The sequence below is a fragment of the Streptomyces sp. NPDC047981 genome, from assembly GCF_040653315.1.
In the GTDB taxonomy this organism is placed as follows: Bacteria; Actinomycetota; Actinomycetes; order Streptomycetales; family Streptomycetaceae; genus Streptomyces.
This window is the reverse complement of record NZ_JBEZNQ010000049.1, coordinates 33,523-59,200: the sequence shown is the minus strand read 5'-3', so window position 1 is coordinate 59,200 and position 25,678 is coordinate 33,523. Positions and strand designations below refer to the sequence as shown.

The window sequence follows — 25,678 nt, the reverse complement described above, 5'->3', positions numbered from 1 at the left end:
GGGAGCCTGCGGCGGGACCGGCGGCGCGGCCGGCGCCTGCGGCGGCATCGGAGGCGCCGGAGGCATGCCCTGCGGCGGAGTCTGCGGCGGGTTCTGGGCCGGGTCCGGGTTCGGTGCGCCGAAGCCCGGCGGCTGGTTGCTGGGCGGCTGGGTCATCAGCGCGTTCCCCCTTGGTGTGAGCGGGTTTTCTTTCTACCACTCACCGGATGGCGCAAAAGCGACCGGTCCACCCCTTGTTCCCAAGGGAGGACCGGCCCGTGATGCCCTCGTTATGCGTTTCGCACGGCTTCTCTACGAATCCTCACGCGTCCTCCGCCAATTCCAGCCAGCGCATCTCCAACTCTTCCCGCTCCCCCGCGAGTTCCCGGAGCTCCGCGTCGAGCTTGGCGACCTTCTCGAAATCCGTCGCGTTGTCGGCGATCTGCGCGTGCAGCTTCGCCTCCTTCTCGGAGACCTTGTCCAGCTGCCGCTCGACCTTCTGCAGCTCCTTCTTCGCGGCGCGCGCGTCGGCCGCCGAGACGCCCGGCTTCGCCTGCGCGGCCGCGGCCGCGGGGGCGGCGGCCGGGACAGCCGCCTCGATCATCCTCTGGCGCCGCTCCAGGTACTCGTCGATGCCGCGCGGCAGCATCCGCAGGGTCTGGTCGCCGAGCAGCGCGAACGTGCGGTCGGTGGTGCGCTCGATGAAGAACCGGTCGTGGGAGATGACGACCATGGAGCCCGGCCAGCCGTCGAGGAGGTCCTCCAGCTGGGTCAGGGTCTCGATGTCCAGGTCGTTGGTGGGCTCGTCGAGGAAGAGCACGTTCGGCTCGTCCATCAGCAGCCGCAGCAGCTGGAGACGGCGGCGCTCGCCGCCGGAGAGGTCGGCGACCGGCGTCCACTGCTTCTCCTTCGAGAAGCCGAACTGCTCGCAGAGCTGACCGGCGGACATCTCCCGGCCCTTGCCGAGGTCGACCCGGTCGCGGATCTGCTGGACGGCCTCCAGGACCCGCAGCGTGCCGGGGAGTTCGGTGACGTCCTGGGAGAGATAGGCCAGCCGCACGGTCTTGCCGACGACGACCTTCCCGTCGGCGGGCTGCTTCTCGCCCTGGCTGACGGCGGCGTCCGCGAGCACCCGCAGGAGGGAGGTCTTGCCCGCGCCGTTGACGCCGACCAGGCCGATGCGGTCGCCGGGGCCGAGCTGCCAGGTGAGGTGCTTGAGCAGGGTCTTGGGGCCCGCGGTGACGGTGACGTTCTCCAGGTCGAAGACCGTCTTGCCGAGCCGGGCGTTGGCGAACTTCATCAGCTCGGAGGTGTCGCGCGGCGGCGGCACGTCGGCGATCAGCTCGTTGGCGGCCTCGATGCGGTAGCGCGGCTTGGACGTCCGGGCGGGGGCGCCGCGCCGCAGCCAGGCCAGCTCCTTGCGCATCAGGTTCTGTCGCTTGGTCTCCTCCGTCGCCGCCCTGCGCTCGCGTTCGGCGCGGGCGAAGACGTAGTCGGAGTAGCCGCCCTCGTACTCGTGGACGTCACCGCGCTGCACGTCCCACATGCGGGTGCAGACCTGGTCGAGGAACCAGCGGTCGTGGGTGACGCAGACGAGCGCGGACCGGCGCGTCTGGAGGTGCTTGGCGAGCCAGGAGATGCCCTCGACGTCGAGGTGGTTGGTGGGCTCGTCCAGGATGATCAGGTCCTGGTCCTCGATGAGGAGCTTGGCGAGCGCGATCCGGCGGCGCTCGCCACCGGAGAGCGGGCCGATGACGGTGTCGAGGCCCTTCTCGAAGCCGGGCAGGTCGAGCCCGCCGAAGAGCCCGGTGAGCACGTCGCGGATCTTCGCGCTGCCGGCCCACTCGTGGTCGGCCATGACGCCGATGACCTCGTGCCGGATGGTCGCGGCCGGGTCGAGCGAGTCGTGCTGCGTGAGCACCCCGAGCCGCAACCCGCCGCTGTGCGTGATGCGGCCGGTGTCGGCCTCCTCCAGCTTGGCGAGCATCCGGATGAGCGTGGTCTTGCCGTCGCCGTTGCGGCCCACGACCCCGATCCTGTCGCCCTCGGAGACGCCGAGCGAGACACCGTCGAGCAGGGCACGGGTGCCGTACACCTTGCTGACAGCCTCGACATTGACCAGGTTGACGGCCACTTTGACTCCTGTAGCGGGGAATGGATCGAGGTCCAAGGGTAGACGCCGGGCCGCGGGGACGGCGTCCGGCGGTCCTCCCGCCGCCAGGAGGGCCGGGACGCCCCCGGACAGGCCCTAGCAGCGGTTGAGGTTGCCGCTCCCGCCGGTGGTCTTGTCGGCGAACACCCAGCCCTCGGTCTCCGTGCCCTGGATACGGGCGTGGATCCACTTGTTGCCGTGGGCGTTGGTGACGTAGCAGTGGTAGTAGATCTTGACGCCGTCCTTGACCGGGGACACCCAGCCGCAGTCCGCGTACGGCCCGGTGTAGAGGTGCGAGTTCTGCGACAGGTATCCGTAGCCGTCGCTGCGATTGGCGTAGCTCCAGCCGGTGCACGCCGTGGAGACCGGGGTGGGCTCCGTGGCCGTGGGGGTGGGCGTGGGCCTCGCGGACGTGGACGGCTTCGCGGAGGGGCTCGCGGACGGCTTGTCGTCGGGTGTCGTGGGGGTGGGAGCCGGCCGGGTGGGGGTCGCGGACCGGGTCTCGCCGGGGTCCATGGAGGTCAGGTCGCCCGGGGAGGTCGGCTCGTCGGCGCCCGCGCCGCCGGTGCCGGACATGTCGCCGTCGGACGGCCCGCTCTCGGCGGGCGGCGCCGCGTGCGAGCCGCCGCCCGGTTCGTCGCCCGTGTTCATGAGCGCGTAGGCGACGCCGCCGCCCACGAGGACGGTGGCGACCGCGGCCGCGAGGACGGTCCGGCCACGGCGGCGCCGGGCGCGGACGGTCTCGGTGCGGCTCTCGGAGCGGCTCGCGGGCGGGGCGGCGGGCTGCGGGGCGCCGGGTACGGGGGCGGCCGGCTGCGGGTACTGCTGCCCGGCCGGGTGGGGGTATTGCTGCGCGGCCGGGTGCGGCTGCTGGAACGGTTCGGCGGCGGGGCCGAAGGCACCGGGCGGGGTCTGTACGGGTGCGGGTACGGGTACGGGGGCCTGGGCCTGGGCCGGTACGGGCGTGGGTACGGGCGCGGGTGCGAGGTTCGTCGTCGCGCTGTCCGGCGTCCCGCCCGTGGCGACCGCTTCAAGCAGCTCGCGGGCGCGCGCCGCGTCGGGCCGCTGCAGCGGGTCCTTCGCCATGAGCGCCTGGAGCACCGGGGCGAGCGGTCCGGCCCGCAGGGGCTCCGGCAGGGGCTCGTTGACGATGGCCGCCAGCGTGGACCAGACCGAGGTGCGGCGGAACGCGGAGGCGCCCTCCACGGCCGCGTACAGCGTCATGCCGAGCGCCCAGATGTCCGAGGCGGCGCCCGGCTCCTGACCCTGGGCGCGCTCGGGCGGCAGGTAGTCGAGGGAGCCGACGATCTGACCGCTCTGGGTCAGCTTGGCCAGGGCCTCGTCGCCGGAGGTGTCCATGCTGGCGATGCCGAAGTCGGTGAGCACGACGCGGCCCCCGCGCTCCAGGAGCACGTTCCCGGGCTTCACGTCCCGGTGCAGGACCCCGGCCCGGTGGGCCGCGTCGAGCGCGTCCATCAGCCGGGCGCCGATCGCGGCCGCCTCGCGCGGGTCCAGCGGGCCGCGCTCCGCGAGGACGTCGTCGAGGGAGGGCCCGTCGACCAGTTCCATGACGATGACGGGCAGCCCCCGCTCCTCGACCACGTCGTGGACGGTGACCACACCGCTGTGCCGGATCCGGGCGGCGGCCTGCGCCTCCCGCTCCATCCGGACCCGGAGGTCGGCCAGTTCGGCGGGGGAGGCGTCGGTGAAGGCCCGCACGACCTTGACCGCGACCTCGCGGTTGAGGACCAGGTCCACCGCCCGGGCGACCACGCCCATGCCACCGCGCCCGATCGTCGCGGTCACGCGGTACCGCCCGCCGAGCACCTCGCCGACCAGTTCCGCGCCGTTCGCCCCCGTCACCCGTACCGCTCCGATCCGTCGTACCGCGCCCCGCGCCGTCGTACCGCGCCCGCGCCGTCCACCACGCCAAAGGCACCAGGGTAGGCACAGCCGACCGGGCGCTCGTCAACGGCTCCGGGCACTCCCTCACCCGACCCTCACTCGGCGGGGCGCGCCCCTCGCCCCACCCGTTCCACGAGCAGCCAGCCGGCGAGGGCCATCGCGACTGCCGCGGGCGCGGTGATCCGCAGGGCGACGAGGGTGGCCGAACGGCCCTCCAGGAGCCCGCCGAAGCCGACCATCGACAGGCCGAGGATGCCGAAGAGGGCCAGGGTGATGCCGAGGGCGGCGACGGGGCCGCCGGCGGAGGTCGCGCTCGTGGGCGCGGCCCTTCGGGCGGGCGGGCGTTCGAAGCGGCGGAAGGCGGCGACGAGCAGCCCTGTGAGCAGGGCCGCGGCGGCGATCCGGAGCGGGACCTGCGCCCACCAGGCGCCGGTCGCGGGCGCGGGCAGGGTGACGTCGAGGGCGAGGAGGGCGCCGTACACGCCGAGCATGGCGGTCAGGTGCCACAGGAAGGCGGTCATGGCGATCCCGTTGGCGACGACGACCTTGTGCCAGACCCCGGCGCGGGCGACGAACCGGGCGCCCGGGCCCTTCAGCAACTCGACGGCGCCGACCAGCCAGAGGCCGTGCGCGAGGAGGGCCAGGGTCGGCGGGGCCATGTTGGAGACCTTCTCGCCGGGCATCCCGACCATGGAGAGCGGGTAGGGACCGAGGGCGACGAGCCCGGCCGCGGCGAGCAGCCCGGCACCGGCGAGGACGGCGGGGAGCCGGATCATGCCGTCGGCGCGCAGGAAGCCGAGCTGGTGGATCGCCAGCCAGACGAAGGCGAAGTTCAGGAACTCCACGAAGGGCACGTCGAAGGCGAAGCGCAGCACGTCCACGGCCACCGCCCCGCCGACGAGCGCGCCGAAGGCGCCCCAGCCCCACCGCTCGTGCAGCTTCACCAGCGGCGGGGTGAACGCCACCATCGCGAGGTAGATGCCGATGAACCACAGCGGCTGCGTGACGAGCCGCAGCGCGACCCCGGTCAGCCCTCCGTCGGCCCCGAGCAGCTGTATCACCAGCGCGGCGGCGCCCCACACGGCGACGAACACCATCGTCGGCCGCAGCAGCCGCTGGAGCCGGGCGCGCAGGAAGGCGGCGTACGCGGGGCGGGAACGGTGGGCGAGGGCGTGCGAGAAGCCGCCGACGAAGAAGAAGACCGGCATGACCTGGAGCGCCCAGGTGACGATCTGGAGTTCGGGGACGACCGCGAGCAGGTTGCCCACCGACCCGTCGGAGGTCACCGCGGCCATCAGCCAGTGCCCGAGGACGACGACCCCGAGCGAGGCGACCCGCAGCAGATCGACGTACCGGTCACGTGTCGCAGGCGTGGCGGCGGCGAGCTCCCGCGCGCTGACGCCCGTGGCGTCTCCGACTCCCCTGATTCCCATGGGCGTACGGTCCCGCGCCCACCCCACGGCACGTCAGGGCGCGGATACTCAACCGGCGTCTGAGTACGTTCACAGGACGACGGTGCCGAGGACCATCCGCAGGAGCAGGAGGGAGCTGATGATCACCGAGGCCATGAGGGCCGGGCTGCTGAATCTGCGGAGCAGCTGTACCGCGAGGGCGACGGAGACCGCCAGGCCGGCCGCCATGACGAGGAGCAGCAGGACGTAGAGCACGCCGGCGATGCCGCCGGTGCCGCCGGCCACCGAGACGAGGACGCTCAGGACGACGTACGTGACGATCGCCTGCGGCAGGCCGAGCAGCAGGACGACCCACATCCGGCGTCGGTAGGTGTCGGGCAGCGGGGGCCGGGAGCCCGGCGGCGCCGTCGAGGGCCACGGCTGCGACGTCCCCGCGGGGGGCGGCAAGGGCGGCTGCGGGGGCGCCGGCGGGACACCGGGCGGTACGGGACCGGGCGGAGGTACGGGACCCGGAGGTACGGGACCCGGAGGTACGGGACCCGGAGGTACGGCGCCCGGAGGCACGGCGCCGGGCGTTGCGGGGCCTGGCGGTACGGCGCCCGCGTCCCCGACCGCACCGACCACGTCCGTCAGCAGGGCGGCGAAGGCGGCGTCCCGGGCGATCTCGTCCGCCAGGACCTCCGCGGCGATCGAGGCGGCCGCCTCGCCGGGCTCGTGCCACAGCCGTTCCAGGGCGGCCGCGCCCAGCTTCCCGCGGCTGAGCCGGTCCTCGACGAGCACGCGGACCTTCGCCCGCCGCTCGGCCCCCTCCTGGGTGGTGGGCGCGCCCTGTGTCAGTAACCGGATCGCCGCACGTGCCAGTTCCCTACCGTGCACTCCAGCCTCCCCCGCCGACCTACACCGAAGCCGAGGGTATCCGCATCAACTCCCGGAACCCATAAGTCCGTTGGAAGTCGACGACGGGGGCCGCCCCTGGGGCAGGTCAGAGGACGACGGCTCCGACGGCCGGGGACGTCGCCACGCGTGCCGTGCGGCAGGTGCCCGAGGCGATCAGGGCGTCGGCGACCGCGTGGGCCGCCTCCTCGTCCTTCACCAGGAAGGCGGTCGTCGGGCCCGAGCCCGACACCAGTGCGGCCAGGGCGCCGGCCGCCGTACCCGCCTCGAGGGTGGCCGTCAGGGACGGACGCAGCGAGACCGCGGCCGGCTGGAGGTCGTTCGCCAGGGCGCCGGCCAGGGCGGTCGTGTCACCGGTGCGCAGGGCCTCCAGGAGCGCGGGAGAGGCGACCGGTTCGGGGACGGCGACGCCCTCGTTGAGGCGGTCGAACTCGCCGTACACCGCGGGGGTCGACAGGCCGCCGTCGGCGACGGCGAAGACCCAGTGGAAGCCGCCGCCGACCGGCAGCTCGGTCAGCCGCTCACCGCGGCCGACCCCGAGCGCCGCCCCGCCGACGAGGCTGAACGGCACGTCGCTGCCGAGCTCCGCGCAGATCTCCAGGAGGTCGGCGCGCGAGGAGTTCAGGCCCCACAGCGCGTCGCACGCGAGCAGCGCGCCCGCGCCGTCGGCGCTGCCGCCCGCCATGCCGCCGGCGACCGGGATGTCCTTGGCGATGTGCAGGTGGACGTCCGGGGAGATCCCGTGCCGGGCGGCCAGCAGCTCGGCGGCGCGGGCGGCCAGGTTGGTGCGGTCCAGGGGGACCTTGTCCGCGTCGGGCCCCTCGCAGGTGATCGTCAGCTCGGCGGCGGGGGTCGCCGTCACCTCGTCGTGGAGGGAGACGGCGAGGAAGACGTTCGCCAGGTCGTGGAACCCGTCGGGCCGCGCCCCGCCCACGGCGAGCTGCACATTGACCTTCGCGGGCACGCGGACGGTCACGCTCCGCGCGGCCGCACCCGACCCCGCACCGGACCCGCTCATGCCTTCGCCTCCGCGATCCTCGCGAACTCCTCGACCGTCAGCGACTCGCCCCGCGCCTGCGGCGAGACACCCGCCTTCACCAGCGCCTCCTCCGCCGCGGCGGGCGAGCCCGCCCAGCCGGCGAGGGCGGCGCGCAGGGTCTTGCGGCGCTGCGCGAAGGCCGCGTCCACGACCGCGAAGACCTCCCGCTTCGAGGCGGTCGTGGCGACCGGCTCCGTACGGCGGACCAGCGAGACCAGGCCCGAGTCGACGTTCGGCGCCGGCCAGAAGACGTTGCGGCCGATGGAGCCGGCCCGCTTCACGTCGGCGTACCAGTTCGCCTTCACCGACGGCACGCCGTACACCTTGTTGCCGGGCTTGGCCGCGAGCCGGTCGGCGACCTCCGCCTGGACCATGACGAGCGTCCGCTCGATGGTCGGGAAGCGGTCCAGCATGTGCAGCAGGACCGGTACCGCCACGTTGTACGGGAGGTTCGCGACCAGCGCCGTGGGCGGCGGGCCGGGCAGCTCCTGGACGTCCATGGCGTCGGAGTGGACCAGCGCGAACCGGTCCTGCTTCGCCGGCAGCCGGGCGGCGATCGTCGACGGCAGCGCGGCGGCCAGGATGTCGTCGATCTCGACGGCCGTCACCCGGTCCGCCGCTTCGAGCAGCGCCAGGGTCAGCGAGCCGAGCCCGGGGCCCACCTCGACGACCACGTCGTCGGGGCGCACCTCGGCCGTGCGGACGATCCGCCGGACCGTGTTGGCGTCGATGACGAAGTTCTGCCCCTTCTGCTTCGTGGGGCGTACGCCAAGGGCTGCTGCCAGTTCACGGATGTCGGCGGGGCCGAGGAGGGCGTCGGGGCCTTCGGGGCCGGTGGTGGTGCTCACCGCTACAGCCTAGCGAGGTCGTGGCGGCTCACCGGTACAGCCTGCGGCCGCAGTGCGGCCAGGGGCTCGCGCCGCGGCTCACGTACAGCTTCTTCGCCCGGTACGTCTGCTCCGACGCGCTCGCGTCCTGGGCGACGCCGCTGCCGCCGAGCGAGCGCCAGGTGCCGGGGTCGAACTGGTAGAGCCCGCCGTAGGTCCCCGACGGGTCGACCGCGTTCGGCCGGCCGCCGGACTCGCAGGCGGCGAGGGCGCCCCAGTCGAGCCCGTCCGCGCCCGCGACGGAGGTGGGCAACGGCCGGGTGCCGACCTTCACCAGCTGGGTGACGGGCTCCCGGACGATCTCCTCGCCGGTCCTCCGCGGCTTCTGCCGGACCCCGTTGACGGTCCGCAGGGCGTACGTGACGCGGCGCACGCCCTGGGCGCCCTGCCGTTCGACGACCTCGGTGCCCGCGAACAGCTCGGGGTCGCCGGTCCGCTCGACGGCGTACGGGATCGGCTCCTCGCGGATCTCCTGGCTGCCGGTGATCCGCAGGACGGTGATCGTCTGGCCGTCGCGCGGGAAGGAGCCGGGCGGCACGGAGGTGGTGTCCTGGCCGGAGAGGGTGATCCCGGCCTCCGCGACGGCCTCGCGGACGGTGGCGGCGTTGGTGCGCAGGGTCCGCTCGCGGCCGTCGGCGAGGAGGGTGACGGTCCGTTCCGTCCGGACGTCGAGGGTGAGGCCGCGGCGGGAGATGGGGGCGGCGCGGGAGACGGAGAGGTACGCGCCCTCGGCCCGTACTCCGAGCTGGCGCAGGGCGCCGTCGACGGTCCTGGCCGTCGTCCACACCTGGCGGCGCTGCCCGTCGAGGGTGAGGGCGACCGGGCGGCCGTAGCGGACCACGACCTCGTCGCCGCTGGCCAGGTCGGTGCCGGGGGCCGGGGCGACGATGTCGTGGGAGCCGACGGCGAGGCCCTCGTCGGCGAGGAGCTCGTCGACGTCGTCGGCGAAGGTGTGCAGGGTGCGCGGGACGCCGTCCACGGAGAGCCGGATCGCCTTGTCGTTGGCGACGAACGCGCTGGTGCCGCCGGCCAGGAAGGCGACGACCAGGGCCTGCGGGACGATCCGCCGCAGGCTCTCGGCAGGACCCGGCCTGGCCTTGCGGCGCCGGGCGGCCCGCCGGGCCTCGGCGCGGGAGCCCTGGGTCAGGGGCTGGGTTCGGGCCTGGCCCTGCGGCGGCAGGAGGACCGCCGCCTGCGTCAGCTGGTCGTGGAGGGGCACGGGCGTGGGCGCCTGCGCGGGCGCGGGCCCGGAACGCCGCGGGGAGCGGTGACTGCCCTGGGAAGTGCTCACGAGGCCGGGACCCTAGCCCCGGCCGCGATCACTCTCCAAAACGACCCGACTACAACACGTAACCGTTATGCATCAGTAATCGAAGGCGCGGGCCGTGTTCACGGCGATCGCCTCGCACAGCTCCTCCTCCGTGATCCCGCGTACGGCGGCCATCGCGCGGACGGTCACCGGGATCAGGTACGGCGCGTTCGGCCGCCCCCGGTACGGCGCGGGCGTCAGGAAGGGGGCGTCCGTCTCGACCAGGACGAGGCCGAGCGGGGCGACGGCGAGGGCGTCGCGCAGCGGCTGGGCGTTCTTGAAGGTCATGTTGCCGGCGAAGGACATGTAGTAGCCCTTGGCGGCGCAGATCTCGGCCATCTCGGCGTCGCCCGAGTAGCAGTGGAAGACGGTCCGCTCCGGCGCGCCCTCCTCGTCCAGGACCCGCAGGACGTCGGCGTGTGCGTCGCGGTCGTGGATCACGAGCGCCTTGCCGTGCCGCTTGGCGATCTCGATGTGGGCCCGGAAGGAGCGCTCCTGGGCGGCGATGCCCTCGGGGCCGGTACGGAAGAAGTCGAGCCCGGTCTCGCCGACGGCGCGGACGTACGGCAGGGCGGCGAGGCGGTCGATCTCGGCGAGCGCGTCGTCGAGCGCCGCGTCCCCGCCGGCGTCGCGGGCGCCCTGCCGGGACCAGCCGTCGGGGTCGCCGAGGACGATCCGGGGCGCCTCGTTGGGGTGCAGGGCGACGGCCGCGTGCACGTTCTCGTGGGCGGCGGCGGTCTCGGCGGCCCACTGGGAGCCCTTGATGTCGCAGCCGACCTGGACGACCGTGGTGACGCCGACGGCGGCGGCCTTGGTGAGGGCCTCCTCGACGGTGCCGGACTGCATGTCCAGATGCGTGTGGGAATCCGCCACCGGGAGGGGAAGCGGCTCGGGCAGCGGCGGCGGGGCGTCCTTCGAACTCATGGTCCCGATCGTACGAGGACCATGAGTTCGGCCGCGAAGGATTACGGGCGGGGCGGACGGCACCCGCTCCCGTCCCGGAGCCGGCTACGTACGCCGGAGCGGGCTCCGCGCGCCCGAGCCGCTACTTGCCGCGGAACGGGCGGAGCAGATCCGAGAACCGCCAGTGTCGGCGCTCCTCCTCGATGTGGACGGGACCGGGGACGTCCCCTGTGGGAGCCGCGGGGGCCGACGCGGCGACAACCGTCGTCGTCTCCTCGCGCTCCAGGTCCTGGCCGATCGGCCCCGCCAGGCCGATCGGTCCGGCCGGGACGGCCGTGCCGCGGGGTGTCCCGGCGGCGTCGCGGTGGTGGGCCTGCTCCCAGGAGTGCAGGACCGAGGAAACCTGACCCGCGCGCATGATGCGGACGACGTGCCCGCCGCAGTTCATGCAGGTCGGACTGGACAGCGGCGAGGGAACGCGCTCACCACCGGCCTTGTAGACGATGAATTCCTGGCCGGCGGCGTCGACGTGGTGCTCGATGTCGTACGCCTGCTCCCAGCCGTACCCGCAGCGCATGCAGGCGAAGGCGTACGCCTCGTGGGCGACGGGTATGCCGGTGCCGGTGATCTCACTCATGCCAGCTCCTCTCCACCGACCAGTGGACGCCTTTTCGGGCCGGAGCGCATCAGCGCCGGTCGAACAATGGAAGGCTCTTGGGCCTTCCCTTGCTCTCAGGCCCTCAGGAGGCCCGCCGCACGGGGTTTCGCTTTGCTTTTCACGATAGCTCTTTACCCATTCCTGAGCTTCTCAGGGAATTCCCGGGGATTGCCCGACCCGCTTTTTTCCTTTCCGCCCGGCTCGGCTCAGCCGCGCTCGGCGTTCTTCGCGGCGACGACGGCGTCGAAGACCTCGCGCTTGGGCAGGCCCGCCTCGGCGGCGACCGCCGCGATGGCCTCCTTGCGCCGCTCCCCCGCCTCCTCGCGCACCCGCACCCTGCGCACCAGTTCCTCGGCGTCCAGCTCGGCGGGGGCGGCCTCGGGGGCGCCCTCGACGACGACGGTGATCTCGCCCCGTACGCCGTCCTTCGCCCACTCCGCCAGCTCGCCGAGACCGCCGCGCCTGACCTCCTCGTACGTCTTGGTCAGCTCGCGGCAGACGGCGGCGCGCCGGTCGGCGCCGAAGACCTCGGCCATCGCGGCGAGGGTGTCGTCGAGGCGGTGCGGGGCCTCGAAGTAGACGAGGGTGCGGCGCTCGTCGGCGACCTCGCGGAGCCGGCCGAGCCGCTCGCCGGCCTTGCGCGGCAGGAAGCCCTCGAAGCAGAAGCGGTCCACGGGCAGCCCGGACAGGGCGAGCGCGGTGAGCACGGCGGAGGGGCCGGGGACGGCGGTGACCTTGATGTCCTGCTCGACGGCGGCGGCGACGAGCCGGTAGCCGGGGTCGGAGACGGAGGGCATGCCGGCGTCGGTGACCAGGAGCACGCGGGCGCCGCCGACGAGCGCCTCGACCAGTTCGGGCGTACGGGCGGACTCGTTGCCCTCGAAGTAGGAGACGACCCGGCCCGAGGTGTGCACGCCGAGGGCCCTGGTCAGGCCGCGCAGCCGCCGGGTGTCCTCGGCCGCGACGATGTCGGCGGTCTCCAGCTCGGCCGCGAGCCGAGGCGGCGCGTCCGCGATGTCCCCGATGGGCGTCCCTGCAAGTACCAGCGTTCCTGTCACAAGGGTCATCCTCGCAGCCCGGACGGAGGACTCGCACAGAAGCGTTCCCTACGATGGCGCGGTGACCAGTACCGCACCCGAGACCCTGCAGGGTCAGCGCGCCGTGGAAGAGCCCCCGTCGTGGCAGCAGCGTCTGCGGCGCTTCGGCTACACGCCCCCGCCGAAGGGGGTCGCGGGCCCGGGGCTTCGGGAGCGTCTCGTACCCCCGTACACGCGCCCCTCGGAGCGGATGTGGTCGCTGCTCGGGCTCTCGGCGGGCGCCGGTGAGCGGGTGTGGCGGCTGGCCGGCTGGGGCGGTCCGCTGCTCGTCGCGCTGGTCGCGGGCGTGCTCCGGTTCTGGAACCTGGGCAAGCCGCACGCGGTGATATTCGACGAGACGTACTACGCGAAGGACTCCTGGGCGCTGATCAACCAGGGGTACGAGGGCGCCTGGCCGAAGGACATCGACAAGACGATCCTGAACGACCCGGACTCGGTGCTGATCCCGACGGACCCGGGCTATGTCGTCCATCCGCCGATGGGCAAGTGGGTCATCGGTCTGGGCGAGAAGCTCATCGGCTTCGAACCGTTCGGCTGGCGCTTCATGGTGGCGCTGCTCGGCACGCTGTCGGTCCTGATGCTCTGCCGGATCGGCAGGCGCCTGTTCCGCTCCACGTTCCTCGGCTGCCTGGCGGGGCTGCTGCTCGCGGTGGACGGCCTGCACTTCGTGATGAGCCGCACGGCGCTGCTCGACCAGGTGCTGATGTTCTTCGTGCTCGCGTCGTTCGCGTGCCTGGTCCTGGACCGGGACTGGGCGAGGCGCCGGCTCGCGGCGGCGCTCCCGGTGGACGAGGAGGGGGTGCTGCGGCCGGACGCGGACGTCGCGGAGACGCTGCGGCTCGGCTGGCGGCCGTGGCGGATCGCGGCGGGCGTGTCGCTGGGGCTCGCGGCGGCGACGAAGTGGAACGGCCTGTACGTGATGGTCGCGTTCGGACTGCTCACGGTCCTGTGGGACGTGGGCGCTCGACGCACGGCGGGCGCGTTCCGCCCGTACGTGGCGGTGCTGAAGCGGGACCTGATCCCGGCGTTCGTCTCGGTGGTGCCGGTCGCGATCGTCACGTACCTGGTGACGTGGACGGGCTGGATCGTCACGGACAAGGGCTACTTCCGCAACTGGGCGGAGGAGCAGGACAAGATCGACGGGGGCGGCTTCTGGTCGGCCGTCCTGCCGGACTGGCTGCGCAGCCTGTGGCACTACGAGAGCGAGGTCTACACGTTCCACGTGGGCCTGAACTCGCCGCACACGTACGAGTCGAACCCGTGGAGCTGGATCGTCCTGGGCCGCCCGGTCTCGTACTTCTACGAGTCCCCGGCCCCGGGAACGGCGGGCTGCCCGTCGACCGCGACGGAGAAGTGCGCCCAGGAGGTCCTGGCCCTCGGCACGCCCCTGCTGTGGTGGGCGGCCTGCTTCGCGATCCTGTACGTCCTGTGGCGCTGGTTCTTCCGCCGCGACTGGCGCGCGGGCGCGATCGCGTGCGGCATCGCGGCGGGCTGGCTGCCGTGGTTCCTCTACCAGGAACGCACGATCTTCCTCTTCTACGCGGTCGTCTTCGTCCCGTTCCTGTGCCTCGCGGTGACGATGATGCTCGGCGCGATGATCGGCCCAGCGGGCTCCTCGGAACGCCGCCGGACGTTCGGCGCGGTGGGCGCGGGAGTCCTGGTCCTGCTCATCGTCTGGAACTTCATCTACTTCTGGCCGATCTACACGGGCACGTCGATCCCGATGGACCAGTGGCGCAACCGGATGTGGCTGGACACCTGGGTCTAGCTGCTGAGACACCCCAAGAGGGCCCGACCGCCGGTCGGGCCCTCTTGGTAGTTGTCGGTGGCTGTCGGTGGCCGCCCGATCCCGTGGCCCGCTCACACGACTCCGCACCCACCGACCTCGCCACGGGACCGGCCCAGCGCAGGACTTCCACTCGGGTGGCCGCTCGCGGTCGCGGTGCGAACAGGGCGAGGCGAGACTGTGTCAGAGGCGGCGGCCCGCCCTCGTGGTGCGTGACGGTCGCTGCTCTGTTCAGGAAGGTGGAGACCATGGCGGAGATGTCCGGCGGGGCGCGGAAAGGCGCGACGCGGTCCCACGACAGCCAATGGGTCACCGGCCCGCACCTCTTCGCGGGTGTGGCTCTGGAGTTGAGTGGGACGCTCAGCATTCTCATGGGCGCTGCCGGCATCGGACAGGAATCCATCTTCAGGGCACCCGGGTACGCATACCGGTTCGACGTGACGGCCTGGGGCTGGCTGCACGTGGTCATCGGGGTCGTGCTGATCGCTGCGGGTCTGGGGGTGCTGCTCGGCCAGAGCTGGGCCAAGGGCGCCGGTGTCGCGGTGGGTGCGGTGAGCCTCATCAGCCAGTTCATGTTCATCCCGTACTACCCGGGGTGGTCGATCATCGTGATGGTCCTCGACCTCGCCGCCATTTGGACACTGGCAAGATTCAGCGCGACGTAGAGCGCGTCCTGCGTGTGCGGCGGACAGCCCTGCGAGGGGGCGCGGCCGACGGCCGCGCCCCCTCGTGGTTGTCGGCGGTAGGCACCGGCCTACGACGGTCGGCCCGCTAGGCAGGCACGGACGTGGCGTCGAGGCGCTGCCGCTGGGAGTCGGTGAGCCGGAGGTCCGCCGCAGCGACGTTCTCCTCCAGATGGGCGAGCGAGGTGGTTCCGGGGATCGGCAGGACGACCGGGGAACGGGCGAGCAGCCAGGCGAGCAGGACCTGGGGGGCGGTCGCGCCGACTTCGGCGGCGACGGCGGCGACCGCGGAGGCCTGGCCGGAGTCGGCTGCTGCGGCGACGGGGCGCCAGGGAAGAAAGGCGATGCCGGCGGCCTCGCATGCCTCCAGAACCGACTCGTGGTCTCGGTCGAAGAGGTTGTAGCGGTTCTGTACGCTCGCGATCTCGGTGGTCTGCCGGGCCTCGGCGAGCTGCGCCGGGGTGACCTCGGACAGCCCGATGTGCCCGATCTTCCCTTCCCGTTGGAGCTCTCGGAGCACGCCGACCTGTTCGGCGACCGGAATGCTCGGGTCGATGCGGTGCAGTTGCAGGAGGCCGACGCGCTCGGTCCGGAGGCGGCGCAGGCCCTGCTCGACCTGCTCGCGCAGGCTCTCCGGCAGTCCGTCGTGCGCCCACCCATCCCGCCCGGACGGGGCGACCCCGACCTTGGTGGCGATCAGCAAGTCGTCCGGGTACGGACACAGGGCCTCGGCCAGGAGTTCCTCGTTGGCACCCCATCCGTACATGTGGGCGGTGTCGATCAAGGTGACGCCCAGCTCGACGGCGCGCCGGGCCACCGCGACGGCGGCTTCCCGCTCGGAGCCGGGCTCGGCAGGCAGGCGCATGGCACCGAACCCAAGCCGCGTCACCCGGAATTCGCCTCCGATGGAGAACGTGCTCGCCATGCCCGGAGTGTTCGCTGCGCTCGAAGTCATCGCCTTCCCCTCACCTGCTCGACGATACCCAGGACCGCCTCACTCCATCGATCTCTCGGGGCGGGATCCTGGCGGACTTCGAGGCGGACGGGTTCGAGCGGGTGAGGACCCGGATCGGCGAGCCGTACGCGGTCAGGGGGCCGCTGAGGAGGAGCGCCCGGGGGTCGGGTGCTCCTCCTTGTTCGTTCAGGCCGCCGTGCAGGTCGCTTCCGCGGTGACCTTCTGGGCCGTGCCGGTGCGGTTCTCGGCGGTGATCTGCCATCCCCTGCCGTCGGGGAGTGGACGCGAGGCGCCGATGAAGGCCTGGCCGCTGGGGAAGGAGCCGCCGCCGCTGGCCACTTGGCCGGGGTCGCAGTGGGCGGTCGCGACCCCCTCGGCGCCGGGCTGGACGGTGATCTGGCTGCCGAGGCGCGGCTCATGGACGATCGTCGAGCACAGGACGACCGCGTTGAAGCTCTGTGTGGTGTTCGAGTTGTTGAACACCACGGCGTGGTACGAGCGGGTCCCCCCGGTGAACCGCAGGCCGACGACGTCCGTGCCCGACGTCTCCCATCCTCCGCCGGTGGGCGACTGGTTGGTGGGGCAGCTGAGGAAGCTGCTGACGCTCTGCTGGTGGGGGTCGACCGTGAGGGGGGAGTCGGCCAGGCGGGTGTGGGACCCGGTGGCGCAGATGACGTAGGCCGCCCCGCGCCGCTCGACGCCCGAGGCGTTGCTGAACTTGACCTCCCACCCGTTGCCACGGGGCGTGGAGCCGGTCATGAAGAGCCCCGTGCCCGACCTGACGGCGCCGCCTCCGCTCGGTTGGCGGTCGGCTGGGCAGGGCACGAAGGCCGTTCTGGTCTGCCCCGCCGGGACGACGACGTCACCACCCTGACTCCCGACGTGGTCCGCGGGCGCCGCGGCCCTGGACCCGGGCGCGGGAGCGCCGATCGCGGCGTCGGCCGTCCCCGCGGTGAGGGGCAGGGCGGCCACCGCGGCCATCAGGGGAATCTTGATCCACTTCACTTGGTACTCCCTGGTGCTGGTGCTGGTACGGGTGCCCGTGCCGTTTGGCACATGCCAAGCGGATATGACCCCTTGAAGGAGCCGCATCACCCGGGTGCGCCGATTCGGTTCAAGACCTTCACCCGTGCGAGCGGCGACGCCCGACGCGGAATCCGTCGCACCCTCCCTCACCCCGAACACACACTCGACAACCGCCCGTGACAACGTCCGCACTGGATGCTTGACTGAGCAACCTGAGACTGCTGGGGCTTCTGGGGAGGGGAACCACAGGGATGCGCAGTGGGGTGAAAGTTGCGATCGTCGGCGGGGTCTTCGTCGTCGTGGCGGGCGGGGTCGCCTACGGGGGGTACAACCTCTGGCAGGGCATCAGCGGGGGTGCCGGTGGTGGTGTCTCCGCCGCGAAGTCCGAGGAGAAGCGGAGCGGTCCCGTCACCGCGGACGAGATCACCAACACCGCCGCGGAGTTCCTCGCCGCGTGGGCGGCCGGAGAGCCCGAGAAGGCCGGGCAGTCGACCAACAACCCGGTCGAGGCCGCGCCGGTCGTGGCCGACTTCGCGGTGGGCGCGAAGGTCTCCGCGGCCGAGATCGTCCCCGGCACGCCCGTCGGGCCGAAGGTGCCGTTCACGGTGAAGGCGACCGTGACGTACGAGGGCCAGTCGAAGCCCTGGACGTACACCTCCGAGCTGACCGTCGTCCGCGGGATCTCCACCGGGCGGGCCCTGGTCGACTGGAAGCCGGCCGTCATCCACCCCAAGCTCACCGAGGGCGCGACCCTGCGCACCGGGCCGGCCAAGACCGGCGAGATCAAGGCGGTCGACCGCAAGGGCGTCGAGCTGACGGCGGAGAAGTACCCCTCCCTCGGCCCGATCCTGGCCCAGCTCCGCGAGAAGTACGGGGCGAAGGTCGGCGGGCAGCCGGGGGTGGAGACCTGGATCGAGTCCGGTACGGAAGGCGGACCGGTCACCACGCTCGCCACCCACGTCAAGGGCAAGCCCGGGCGGCTCGAGACGACCATCGACGCCCAGACGCAGGCCGCCGCCGAGCGGGCCGTGCAGCAGTACGGGGAGGGGTCGGTGGTGGCGGTCAAGCCGTCCACCGGCGAGGTGCGCGCCGTCGCCAACGCCCCCGCGGCCGGCTTCAACGCGGCGTTCGAGGGCAAGCAGGCCCCCGGCTCCACGTGGAAGATCGTCACCGCGGCGCTGCTCCTGGAGAAGGGGCTCGTGACCGCGAACGGACCCACGGAGTGTCCGCCGACCGCCCGCTACTACACCCGCACGATCAGCAACCTCAAGGACTTCTCGCTCGGCACCGTCCCCTTCAAGCGGAGCTTCGCCCGCTCCTGCAACACCGCCTTCGTCAAGCTGATCGACGACGTCGACGACGACTCCGCGCTCGCCAAGGAGGCCCGGGACGTCTTCGGCATCGGCCTCGACTGGAAGACCGGCATCGTCTCGGTCGACGGGTCCGTCCCCGAGGAGACGCAGGGCGCGGCGGCGGAGCAGTACATCGGACAGGGCACGGTCCAGATGAACGTGCTCAACATCGCCTCGGTCACCGCCACCGCGAAGTACGGCACGTTCAAGCAGCCCTTCCTGGTGTCGAAGGACCTCGACGGGCGGACCTTCGCCGAGGCCTCACGCTCCCTGTCGCCCTCGGTATCGAGCCAGCTGCGCGCGATGATGCGGGCGGCTGCGACCGGCGAAGGAACCGCCGCCGGGGCGATGGCCTCGGTCGGCGGGCAGGACAAGGGCGCGAAGACGGGGTCGGCCGAGGTCGACGGCCAGACCACCTCCAACAGCTGGTTCACCGGCTACTCCGACGACCTCGCGGCGGCTGCCGTCGTCCAGTCCGGCGGGCACGGCGGAGACGCGGCGGGGAAGGTCGTGGCGAGCGTGCTCCGGGCGAAGTGAGGCCCGCTTCTTCCGGCGTGAATACAGTCGCGTGGCCCGTACACCGAACGCTAGCGTGCGGGCCATGAGCTCACCCGAATCCCTCGCGCACCCCCAGTTCGCCGCCGCACTCCGGGACCTCGGTCTCGCCGACGTCGAGATGCGCCGCTTCCCCGACGAGACCCGCACGGCCCTCCAGGCCGCCGAGGCCATCGGCTGCGAGGTGGCCGAGATCGTCAAGTCGCTGGTCTTCGCGGCGGACGGGGTTCCGGTGCTCGTGCTGATGGACGGTGCGTCGCGGGTCGACGTGGAGCGGGTGCGGGCCGAGCTGGGCGCCGAGGCCGTGACGCGGGTCGACGCGAAGGTCGTCCGGGAGACGACCGGGTACGCGATCGGGGGCGTCCCGCCCTTCGGCCACCGCACCCGGACCCGGGTCCTGGCCGACCGGGGGCTGCTCGACCACGCCGTGGTCTGGGCCGCCGCCGGCAACCCGCACACCGTGTTCGCCCTCGACCCGAAGTCGCTGATCGCCCACGCGGGCGGCGCGCTCGTGGACGTCCGCGAGCGGACCGCGTGACCCCGCTGGTCGTCGCGGCGGTGCTGCTGGCCGCCGTGACCCACGCCTCCTGGAACGCGATGGCCCACACCATCCGCGACCAGCTGCTGTCCTTCACCCTCATATCCGGCGGCGGCGCGCTGATCGGCGGCGTCGCCGCCCTCTTCGTACCGCTGCCGGCGGCCGGGGCGTGGCCGTACCTCGCCGCCTCCGCCGTGCTGCACGTGGCGTACATGATGCTGCTGATGCGGTCGTTCACGCTGGGCGACTTCGGGCAGATGTATCCGATCGCGCGCGGTACTGCCCCGCTGGCGGTGACCTTCCTCGCTGCGGTCTTCGTCGACGAGATCCCCAGCGGCCCGCAGCTCGCCGGAGTCGCGGTCGCCTGCGCCGGCCTGACCGGCCTGGCCCTGTGGGGCATCCGGGGCTCGGGCCGCCGCCCCGACTGGGCGGCGCTGCTCGCGGCCGGGGCCACGGGCCTGGCCATCGCGGGCTACACGGTCGTCGACGGCGTCGGGGTCCGCGCCTCCGGCACTCCGCTCGGGTACATCGCCTGGCTGATGCTCCTGGAGGGCGTGGCCATCCCGGCGTACGCCCTGTGGACCCGGCGCGGGGCCCTGCCGTCCCAGCTCCGCCCGTACGCCGCCCGGGGAGTGCTCGGGGCGGCCCTGTCGGTCGCCGCGTACGGACTCGTCCTGTGGGCCCAGACCCGGGCGGCGCTCGCGCCGATCGCGGCGCTGCGCGAGTCGTCGATCATCGTCGGGGCCGCGATCGGGGCACTGTTCTTCAGGGAACGCTTCGGCGGACCGAGGATCGCGGCGGCGGGGCTGATGGTGGTCGGCATCGGTCTGATGCTGACGACGGCCTGAGCTCGGCCTTCAGCGCAGGTCGAGCCGCATCAGGACGCGGGGGTGGCCGGCGAGCACGGAGGTGGTGTCGGCGGCATGGACGAACCCGGCCCGTTCGAAGTTCTTCCGCAGCCCGGCGTACGCCATGGTCAGATCGACCTTCGCGTCCCCGTTGTCGAGCGGGTACGCCTCGATCGCCGGGGCGCCCTGGGCGCGGGCGAACTCGACGGCGCCGGTGATGAGGGCGTGTGAGATCCCCTGCTTGCGGTGGCCGGGACGGACCCGGACGCACCACAGCGACCAGACCGGCAGGTCGTCGACGTACGGGATCTTCCGGCTGCGCGCGAAGGAGGTGTCGGCGCGGGGCGCGACGGCGGCCCAGCCGACGGGCTCGTCGCCGTCGTAGGCCAGCACTCCCGGGGGCGTCGCGCCCCGGCACAGCTCGGCGACATAGGCGCCGCGCTCCGGCCCGCGCAGCTCGTTGTTGAGCTTGGACGGGACGCGGTAGCTCAGGCACCAGCAGACATTGGCGTCCGGCGACTTCGGGCCGAGCACGGCCCGCACGTCCGCGAAGACCGAGGCCGGCCGCACATCGATGGTCATGGCCCCAGCCTGCCACGACCCGCGCTCGCCGCGACGCCGACAAGCGCCCGTCAGAACTCCCCGAGCACCTCGCCGAAGTGCGTGTTGACGGCCAGCAGCCCGCCGTCCACCCGAAGCGTGGTGCCCGTGACCCAGGCGGCGTCCGCCGAGGCGAGGAAGGCGACGGCGCCCGCGATGTCGTCGGGGGTGCCGACCCGGCCGAGCGGATACACGCGCTCGGCGAGCGCGGTCAGTTGCTCCTGCCGGTCCTGCCAGCCGCGCGTGGCGATGGTCCCGGGCGTGACCTGGTTGACCCGCACGCCGTGCGGCGCGGCCTCGCCGGCGAGAGTACGGGTGAAGGAGGCGAGCCCCGCCTTGGCGGCGCTGTAGGCGTGGTTGCCGAAGTACGCCTCGGAGTTGACCGACCCGATGTTGACGACCGCCCCTCGTCCGCCGGCCGCGGCGAGCAGCGGCATGGCGGCCCGCGCGCACCGGACGGCCCCCATGAGGGTCACGTCCCACTGCTCCCGCCACTCCCCCTCGGTGTCCTCCGCGAGATCGGGCGCGAAGGCGTTGTTGACGAGCACGTCGAGCCGTCCGAACGCGTCACGCGCGAACGCGACGGCCGCCGCCACCGAGTCGGCGTCCCCCACGTCGCACCGCACGACCCGCACCCCGCCCACCCCGTCGAAGGTCTTCCGCGCGGCTTCCTCGTCGACATCGGCGACGACGACCCGCGCCCCTTCCCAGCGAAGGCGCCGCACGACCGCGGCCCCGATCCCCTGCGCCCCACCGGTGACGAGCGCCGCATACCCCTGAAACCTGTCCATGCCCCGATCTCACACCGCCGCCACCGAACGCACCAGCCTCCCCCGTGATACGTTGCCGTCGCCGTGCGTGACCATGCGACGAAGGAGGTGAGACCGATCAACGCTTCGACAGATCGGGACTCCCTCCTCCGCATGGCCGGGGAGTGCCCGAAGTAGGCATTCCGAAAGGCTGGAACGCTATGCGCTTCCTCTCCGAGACGTCGGCCGACGGCGTCCGTGAACGACTTTTCCTGCTCGGCGAGATCCCCGGTGTCCTGTGGACACCCGAAGGCGCCGTCGGCGCACGGCCGTTGATCGTCATGGGGCACGGCGGCGGACAGCACAAGAAGGCGCCCGGGGTACTGGTCCGGGCACGGCGGTTCGTCGTGGAGTGCGGGTTCGCCGTGGTCGCGGTCGACGTGCCGGCCCATGGCGACCGGCCGAAGGTCGAGGAGTTCGACCGGATCGTGGCCGAGAACCAGGCGCGGGTGGAGGCCGGCGAGGAACTGGCCCCGCTGATCGCCGACTTCCAGGCCCTCGTGGCCCGTCGGACCGTGCCCGAGTGGCGGGCCGTCGTCGATGCCGTCCAGGGTGTCGCGCACGTGGGGGCGGGGCCCGTCGGGTACTGGGGCGTGTCGCTGGGCTGCGGGCTCGGCGTGCCGTTCGTCGCCGCCGAACCCCGGGTCCGTGCGGCGGTCCTGGGTCTCGGCGGGGCGCTCGCCACCGCCGAGGACGCCGCGCGGATCACCGTCCCCGTCGAGTTCCTCGTCCAGTGGGACGACGAACGCGTGCCCCGGGACCAGAGCCTGGCCCTCTTCGACGCGCTGGGCTCCGCCGAGAAGTCGCTGCACGCCCATCCCGGCCTGCACGGGGAGATCCCCGGCTTCGAACTGGACAGTGCCGTACGGTTCTTCGCCCGGCACCTGCGCTGAGACATCCCTTACGGAATCCACGGCGGCGAGCGACGGCATCCTCGCGATGAGGTCCGCGCCATGACGTCCGGCCTGATTCCGCCCTGGACACACCACACCGAGCAGTCGAACGAACAGGAACACGCGAACGATGACGCAGGAATTCACCGACCGCCAGAACCGAGCCGTGGCGCTGGAGGAGATCACCGACGACAACTGGCGCGCCGTCGCGGACGTGGCCCCGGCCGACGACCAGCGTCGGTTCGTGGCCGCTCTCGGGGCCCGCTATCTGCTGCTCTCCGCGCGCGGTGGGGTCTGGAACTCCCTCGGGGTCCGGGCCGGCGAGGAGATCGTGGGGCACGTGATGTGGGCCTTCGACGACGAGGACGCCTCCCACTGGATCGGCGGCATGATCGTCGACGCCGCCGAGCAGGGGAAGGGCGTCGGCCACGCCGCCGTGCGGGCCATGATCGAGCGCCTCTCGGCCCTTCCGGAGTGCCGGGAGATCCGCCTCTCTTACCACCCGGACAACACGCACGCGGCCCGTCTCTACGCCTCCCTCGGCTTCGCGCCCACCGGCGACCGGGAGGACGAGGAGATCGTGGCGGCCCTGACCGTGGCACGGGCGGCCTGACGCGGGGGCGGGCGGGCGGCGCGCTCCGGCCGGCCGCCCGCCCTGCCCGCGCTCGGCTACACGCCCGTCCGGCCGTCGAGGAGTTCGCGGACGACGTCCAGGTGCCCGTTGTGGCGGGAGGTCTCCTCGATGAGGTGCAGGTACACCCAGCGGAGGTCCACGTACCGGCCGTCGCGGATCGGACGCTTGGCCTTCGCGTCCAGGTCGTGGTCGGCGAGGAGTTCGCGGTAGCGGGCGCTCTGCTCCTCGTACTCGGCGAGGAGTTGGGGCAGCGGGACGTCGACCGCCGTCCGCATCTCGGGGTCGGGGTCCTCCTCCGTCGCCTCGGCGAGCGGGCCTCCGTCCTCCTGGCCGAGGAAGACGACGTGCACCCACCAGTGCTCGACCCAGCGCAGGTGGCTGATCAGCCCGCACAGGGTCATCAGCGGCGAGTCGGGGAGCGGGGACCGGCGGGCGTCCTCCGGCGACACGCCCTCGCACTTGGCGCGGGCCGTGTCACGGGCGTAGTCGAGGAAGGTGTTCAGCTGCGTGCGCTCGTCCCAGGTGGGAGGCGTATCGGTTCGTCGAGTCATCGCGGGAAGTGTGCAGGAGCCCGGGGTGGGTGTCGAGCGGATTTGCCGCCGCGCCCCGTCTCGCCTGCGACGCGCTTGGGACGGGCCTCCGACGGGCCCTGTGCGCCTAGGTCGTCGGGCCTCCGTCTCCGTACGTACAAGATCGTTCCGGCGGCCGATGCGGCCTCCCGTGCCCGCGCGACAGCATGGCAGCGCAGACCGAAACGATCCTGCCGAAGGAGCGCACATGTCCTACCCCGAAGACCTCGTCTACCCGGAGCCGCGCTACCCCGGAGACAAGGGGGAGGTGAACGCCGTCTTCCGGCCCGCGAGCACTCCCGCCGACATCTCCTCGCCCGGCGGCTCCACCCACTACCTCGCCACGAACACCTCGACCGGTGGCGAATACGGCTTCTACAAGGTCGACCTGGCCGCCCGCGCCGCCGGGGCCAAGCCGCACTTCCACAAGGCCATGTCGGAGTCCTTCTACATCCTCTCCGGTGAACTGGAGCTCTACGACGGCGACAAGTGGGTCACGGGCCGCGAGGGCGACTTCCTCTACGTGCCGGTCGGCGGGCTGCACGGCTTCAAGAACGTGACCGACGAGCCCATGTCGATGCTCATGCTCTTCTCCCCCGGCGCCCCGCGCGAGGAGTACTTCGAGCAGGTCGCGGAGGTCGCGCGGCGCGGGCCCGAGGAGCTCAAGCGGTTCCGCGTCCGGCACGACAGCTACTTCGTCGAGGACTTCGAGGACGGGGAGGCCTGAGCGGAGGCGGAGGGGCCGGAGGGGCCGAGGAGCCGGCTGGGGGCGGGCGGTGGGGGGGGGGGGGGGGGGGGGGGGGGGGCCGGGGGGGGGGGGGGGGGGGCCCGCACACGCGCCCCCGGTGCCCGCCCCGCGGGCCGGGGCTTTCACGCGCCCGCCACGACGGGCCTGCGGCCCGGGTCGTTCACGCGCCCGCGGCCAGGCTCGCCCCGACCGCCCGTACCAGCGCCTGGGCCCGCGGGTCCGCCGTCACCGTCTTGCGCATGCCGTTCGTGACGTACCCGAAGGCGATCGAGGACTCCGGGTCCGCGAAGGCCAGGGAGCCGCCGCGGCCGGGGTGGCCGAAGGAGGTGGGGCCGAGGAGCGGGGACGCCGGGCCGTGCAGCATGTGGCCCAGGCCGAAGCGGGTGCCGACCATCAGGACGCGGTCGGGGCCCGCGGACTCCACCGTGCGGGCCAGGGTGAGCGTCGCCGGGGCGAAGAGGCGGGGGCCGCCGTCGACCGGGCCGAGGGTCGAGGCGTAGAAGCGGGCGAGTGCGCGGGCCGTGGAGACGCCGCCCGAGCCGGGGAGTTCGGCGGCACGGTAGACCGGGTCGTTCTCGTCCGGCTTGGGGTCGATCACGCCGAACGCGCGGCGCGTGAGCGACTCCGGGTCGCGGTAGGCCTCGGTGACCGCGCGCTTGGGGCGGAGCCTGAGCGCGCCGCTGTCCGCCGGCTCGACCTCCTCGACCGGGCCGAGGCGGCCGACGCGGTGCGCCTCGTCGGCCGGCAGACCTATCCAGAGGTCGAGGCCGAGCGGGCGGGCGATCTCCTCGGCGACCCAGCGCCCGATCGTGCGGCCGGTGACCCGGTGGACGAGGCCGGAGAGCAGCCAGCTGAAGGTGTGCGCGTGGTAGCCGTGGGCGGTCCCCGGGGCCCAGACGGGGGCCTGCGCGGCGATCGCCGCCTGGGCGGTCTGCGGGTCGACGGCCTCCGCGAGGGTCAGCGGACGGTCCAGGACCGGCACCCCGGCCTGGTGCGCCAGCAGCTGCCGTACGCTCACCCGCTCCTTGCCGGCCGCCTTGAACTCGGGCCAGTACGTGCCGACCGGAGCGTCCAGGTCGAGCTGGCCGCGCTGGTGGAGCAGCAGCGGCACGGCGGCGGCGACGCCCTTGGTCGCCGAGCGGACGACCTGCGCGGTGTCCACGGCCCAGGGCTCCTGGCCGTCGACATCGCGCGTCCCGGCCCACAGGTCGACGACCTTGACCCCGTCGCGGTAGACGGCGACCGCCGCGCCGCGCTCGCCCCGCTGCTCGAAGTTGCGCAGGAACGCGTCCCTGACCGGCTCGAACCCCGCCTTCACCGTGCCCCGGACGTCCACGTCCCCACGCTCCTTCCCACTCGCCTGCCCCCATGGTGCAACGTCGGCCCGAAGGCTCCGATTCCGGGGTGGGGGAGGGTCGGGGAAGGCGTCGGGGAAGGGGTCGGGGAC

General features: G+C 73.0%; 24 protein-coding genes. 8 read left to right on the top strand and 16 right to left on the bottom strand.

Annotated features, from left to right (window positions below; genetic code table 11):
• Positions 1–301: 301 nt before the first annotated feature.
• From AB0E14_RS26290 to rsmI, 10 genes are all read right to left on the bottom strand, one after another.
• Positions 302–2,113, bottom strand: a complete 1,812-nt coding sequence (locus tag AB0E14_RS26290) for an ABC-F family ATP-binding cassette domain-containing protein (RefSeq protein ID WP_362422920.1) — start codon at positions 2,111–2,113, stop codon at positions 302–304.
• Between the two features lie 114 nt (positions 2,114–2,227).
• A complete protein-coding gene (locus AB0E14_RS26285; protein ID WP_362422917.1) occupies positions 2,228–3,994 on the bottom strand; it encodes a protein kinase in 1,767 nt (588 codons plus the stop codon).
• Between the two features lie 137 nt (positions 3,995–4,131).
• Positions 4,132–5,469 carry an acyltransferase gene (locus AB0E14_RS26280; protein ID WP_362422914.1) on the bottom strand — a complete coding sequence of 446 codons (1,338 nt, stop codon included), beginning with the start codon at positions 5,467–5,469 and terminating at the stop codon, positions 4,132–4,134.
• A gap of 69 nt (positions 5,470–5,538) precedes the next feature.
• Complete coding sequence (locus tag AB0E14_RS26275; protein WP_362422911.1) at positions 5,539–6,324, bottom strand: hypothetical protein; 786 nt, start codon at positions 6,322–6,324, stop codon at positions 5,539–5,541.
• Between the two features lie 106 nt (positions 6,325–6,430).
• Positions 6,431–7,360, bottom strand: coding sequence for a 4-(cytidine 5'-diphospho)-2-C-methyl-D-erythritol kinase (locus AB0E14_RS26270; RefSeq protein WP_362422908.1), 930 nt, complete (start codon positions 7,358–7,360; stop codon positions 6,431–6,433).
• Positions 7,357–8,229, bottom strand: coding sequence for a 16S rRNA (adenine(1518)-N(6)/adenine(1519)-N(6))-dimethyltransferase RsmA (gene rsmA, locus AB0E14_RS26265; RefSeq protein WP_362422905.1), 873 nt, complete (start codon positions 8,227–8,229; stop codon positions 7,357–7,359). The genes AB0E14_RS26270 and rsmA overlap by 4 nt, the downstream gene beginning before the upstream one ends.
• Before the next feature lie 28 nt (positions 8,230–8,257).
• Positions 8,258–9,448 carry a ubiquitin-like domain-containing protein gene (locus AB0E14_RS26260; protein WP_362422925.1) on the bottom strand — a complete coding sequence of 397 codons (1,191 nt, stop codon included), beginning with the start codon at positions 9,446–9,448 and terminating at the stop codon, positions 8,258–8,260.
• Between the two features lie 183 nt (positions 9,449–9,631).
• Entirely contained in the window at positions 9,632–10,501 is an 870-nt protein-coding gene (locus AB0E14_RS26255; protein WP_362422902.1) for a TatD family hydrolase, read from the bottom strand.
• Between the two features lie 121 nt (positions 10,502–10,622).
• On the bottom strand, positions 10,623–11,117 hold the full coding sequence (locus tag AB0E14_RS26250) for a hypothetical protein (RefSeq protein WP_362422899.1): 495 nt from the start codon (positions 11,115–11,117) through the stop codon (positions 10,623–10,625).
• A gap of 227 nt (positions 11,118–11,344) precedes the next feature.
• Positions 11,345–12,205, bottom strand: a complete 861-nt coding sequence (rsmI, locus tag AB0E14_RS26245) for a 16S rRNA (cytidine(1402)-2'-O)-methyltransferase (RefSeq protein WP_362422896.1) — start codon at positions 12,203–12,205, stop codon at positions 11,345–11,347.
• Positions 12,206–12,257: 52 nt separating this feature from the next.
• On the opposite strand from rsmI, the gene AB0E14_RS26240 reads away from it, so the two are divergent.
• Both AB0E14_RS26240 and AB0E14_RS26235 read left to right on the top strand, forming a co-directional pair.
• Entirely contained in the window at positions 12,258–14,003 is a 1,746-nt protein-coding gene (locus AB0E14_RS26240; protein WP_362422893.1) for a phospholipid carrier-dependent glycosyltransferase, read from the top strand.
• A 266-nt stretch (positions 14,004–14,269) separates the two neighbouring features.
• Entirely contained in the window at positions 14,270–14,686 is a 417-nt protein-coding gene (locus AB0E14_RS26235) for a hypothetical protein (RefSeq protein WP_362422890.1), read from the top strand.
• 106 nt (positions 14,687–14,792) lie between these two features.
• Here the strand turns inward: AB0E14_RS26235 and AB0E14_RS26230 are convergent, their stop codons facing one another.
• On the bottom strand, positions 14,793–15,629 hold the full coding sequence (locus AB0E14_RS26230; RefSeq protein WP_362422887.1) for an aldo/keto reductase: 837 nt from the start codon (positions 15,627–15,629) through the stop codon (positions 14,793–14,795).
• Between the two features lie 216 nt (positions 15,630–15,845).
• The gene (locus AB0E14_RS26225) at positions 15,846–16,664 is read right to left on the bottom strand and encodes a hypothetical protein (RefSeq protein WP_362422884.1); all 819 of its coding nucleotides are present in this window, start codon (positions 16,662–16,664) and stop codon (positions 15,846–15,848) included.
• 272 nt (positions 16,665–16,936) lie between these two features.
• Here AB0E14_RS26225 and AB0E14_RS26220 point away from each other — a divergent pair, with 272 nt between their 5' ends.
• The 3 genes from AB0E14_RS26220 (at position 16,937) to AB0E14_RS26210 (ending at position 19,978) form a co-directional block, all read left to right on the top strand.
• Positions 16,937–18,574 carry a penicillin-binding transpeptidase domain-containing protein gene (locus AB0E14_RS26220; RefSeq protein ID WP_362422881.1) on the top strand — a complete coding sequence of 546 codons (1,638 nt, stop codon included), beginning with the start codon at positions 16,937–16,939 and terminating at the stop codon, positions 18,572–18,574.
• 64 nt (positions 18,575–18,638) lie between these two features.
• Positions 18,639–19,130, top strand: a complete 492-nt coding sequence (locus AB0E14_RS26215) for a YbaK/EbsC family protein (RefSeq protein ID WP_362422878.1) — start codon at positions 18,639–18,641, stop codon at positions 19,128–19,130.
• Positions 19,127–19,978 carry a DMT family transporter gene (locus AB0E14_RS26210; RefSeq protein ID WP_362422875.1) on the top strand — a complete coding sequence of 284 codons (852 nt, stop codon included), beginning with the start codon at positions 19,127–19,129 and terminating at the stop codon, positions 19,976–19,978. Before AB0E14_RS26215 ends, AB0E14_RS26210 begins: the two co-directional genes overlap by 4 nt.
• 9 nt (positions 19,979–19,987) lie before the next feature.
• Here AB0E14_RS26210 and AB0E14_RS26205 read toward each other — a convergent pair whose 3' ends face one another.
• Entirely contained in the window at positions 19,988–20,560 is a 573-nt protein-coding gene (locus AB0E14_RS26205) for a GNAT family N-acetyltransferase (protein WP_362422872.1), read from the bottom strand.
• A 50-nt stretch (positions 20,561–20,610) separates the two neighbouring features.
• Positions 20,611–21,369 (bottom strand): SDR family oxidoreductase, encoded by a 759-nt coding sequence (locus AB0E14_RS26200; protein ID WP_362422869.1) that lies wholly within the window; start codon positions 21,367–21,369, stop codon positions 20,611–20,613.
• A 179-nt stretch (positions 21,370–21,548) separates the two neighbouring features.
• On the opposite strand from AB0E14_RS26200, the gene AB0E14_RS26195 reads away from it, so the two are divergent.
• Positions 21,549–22,280: an alpha/beta hydrolase gene (locus AB0E14_RS26195; protein ID WP_362422865.1), complete on the top strand. Its 732-nt coding sequence runs from the start codon at positions 21,549–21,551 to the stop codon at positions 22,278–22,280.
• A gap of 130 nt (positions 22,281–22,410) precedes the next feature.
• Positions 22,411–22,893: a GNAT family N-acetyltransferase gene (locus tag AB0E14_RS26190; protein ID WP_362422862.1), complete on the top strand. Its 483-nt coding sequence runs from the start codon at positions 22,411–22,413 to the stop codon at positions 22,891–22,893.
• 56 nt (positions 22,894–22,949) lie between these two features.
• On the opposite strand, the gene AB0E14_RS26185 is transcribed toward AB0E14_RS26190, so the two are convergent.
• Positions 22,950–23,465: a DinB family protein gene (locus AB0E14_RS26185; protein ID WP_362422859.1), complete on the bottom strand. Its 516-nt coding sequence runs from the start codon at positions 23,463–23,465 to the stop codon at positions 22,950–22,952.
• Positions 23,466–23,691: 226 nt separating this feature from the next.
• On the opposite strand from AB0E14_RS26185, the gene AB0E14_RS26180 reads away from it, so the two are divergent.
• Positions 23,692–24,210 carry a cupin domain-containing protein gene (locus AB0E14_RS26180; RefSeq protein ID WP_362422856.1) on the top strand — a complete coding sequence of 173 codons (519 nt, stop codon included), beginning with the start codon at positions 23,692–23,694 and terminating at the stop codon, positions 24,208–24,210.
• A gap of 181 nt (positions 24,211–24,391) precedes the next feature.
• Here AB0E14_RS26180 and AB0E14_RS26175 read toward each other — a convergent pair whose 3' ends face one another.
• Positions 24,392–25,567 (bottom strand): serine hydrolase domain-containing protein, encoded by a 1,176-nt coding sequence (locus AB0E14_RS26175; RefSeq protein ID WP_362422853.1) that lies wholly within the window; start codon positions 25,565–25,567, stop codon positions 24,392–24,394.
• Positions 25,568–25,678 lie beyond the last annotated feature (111 nt).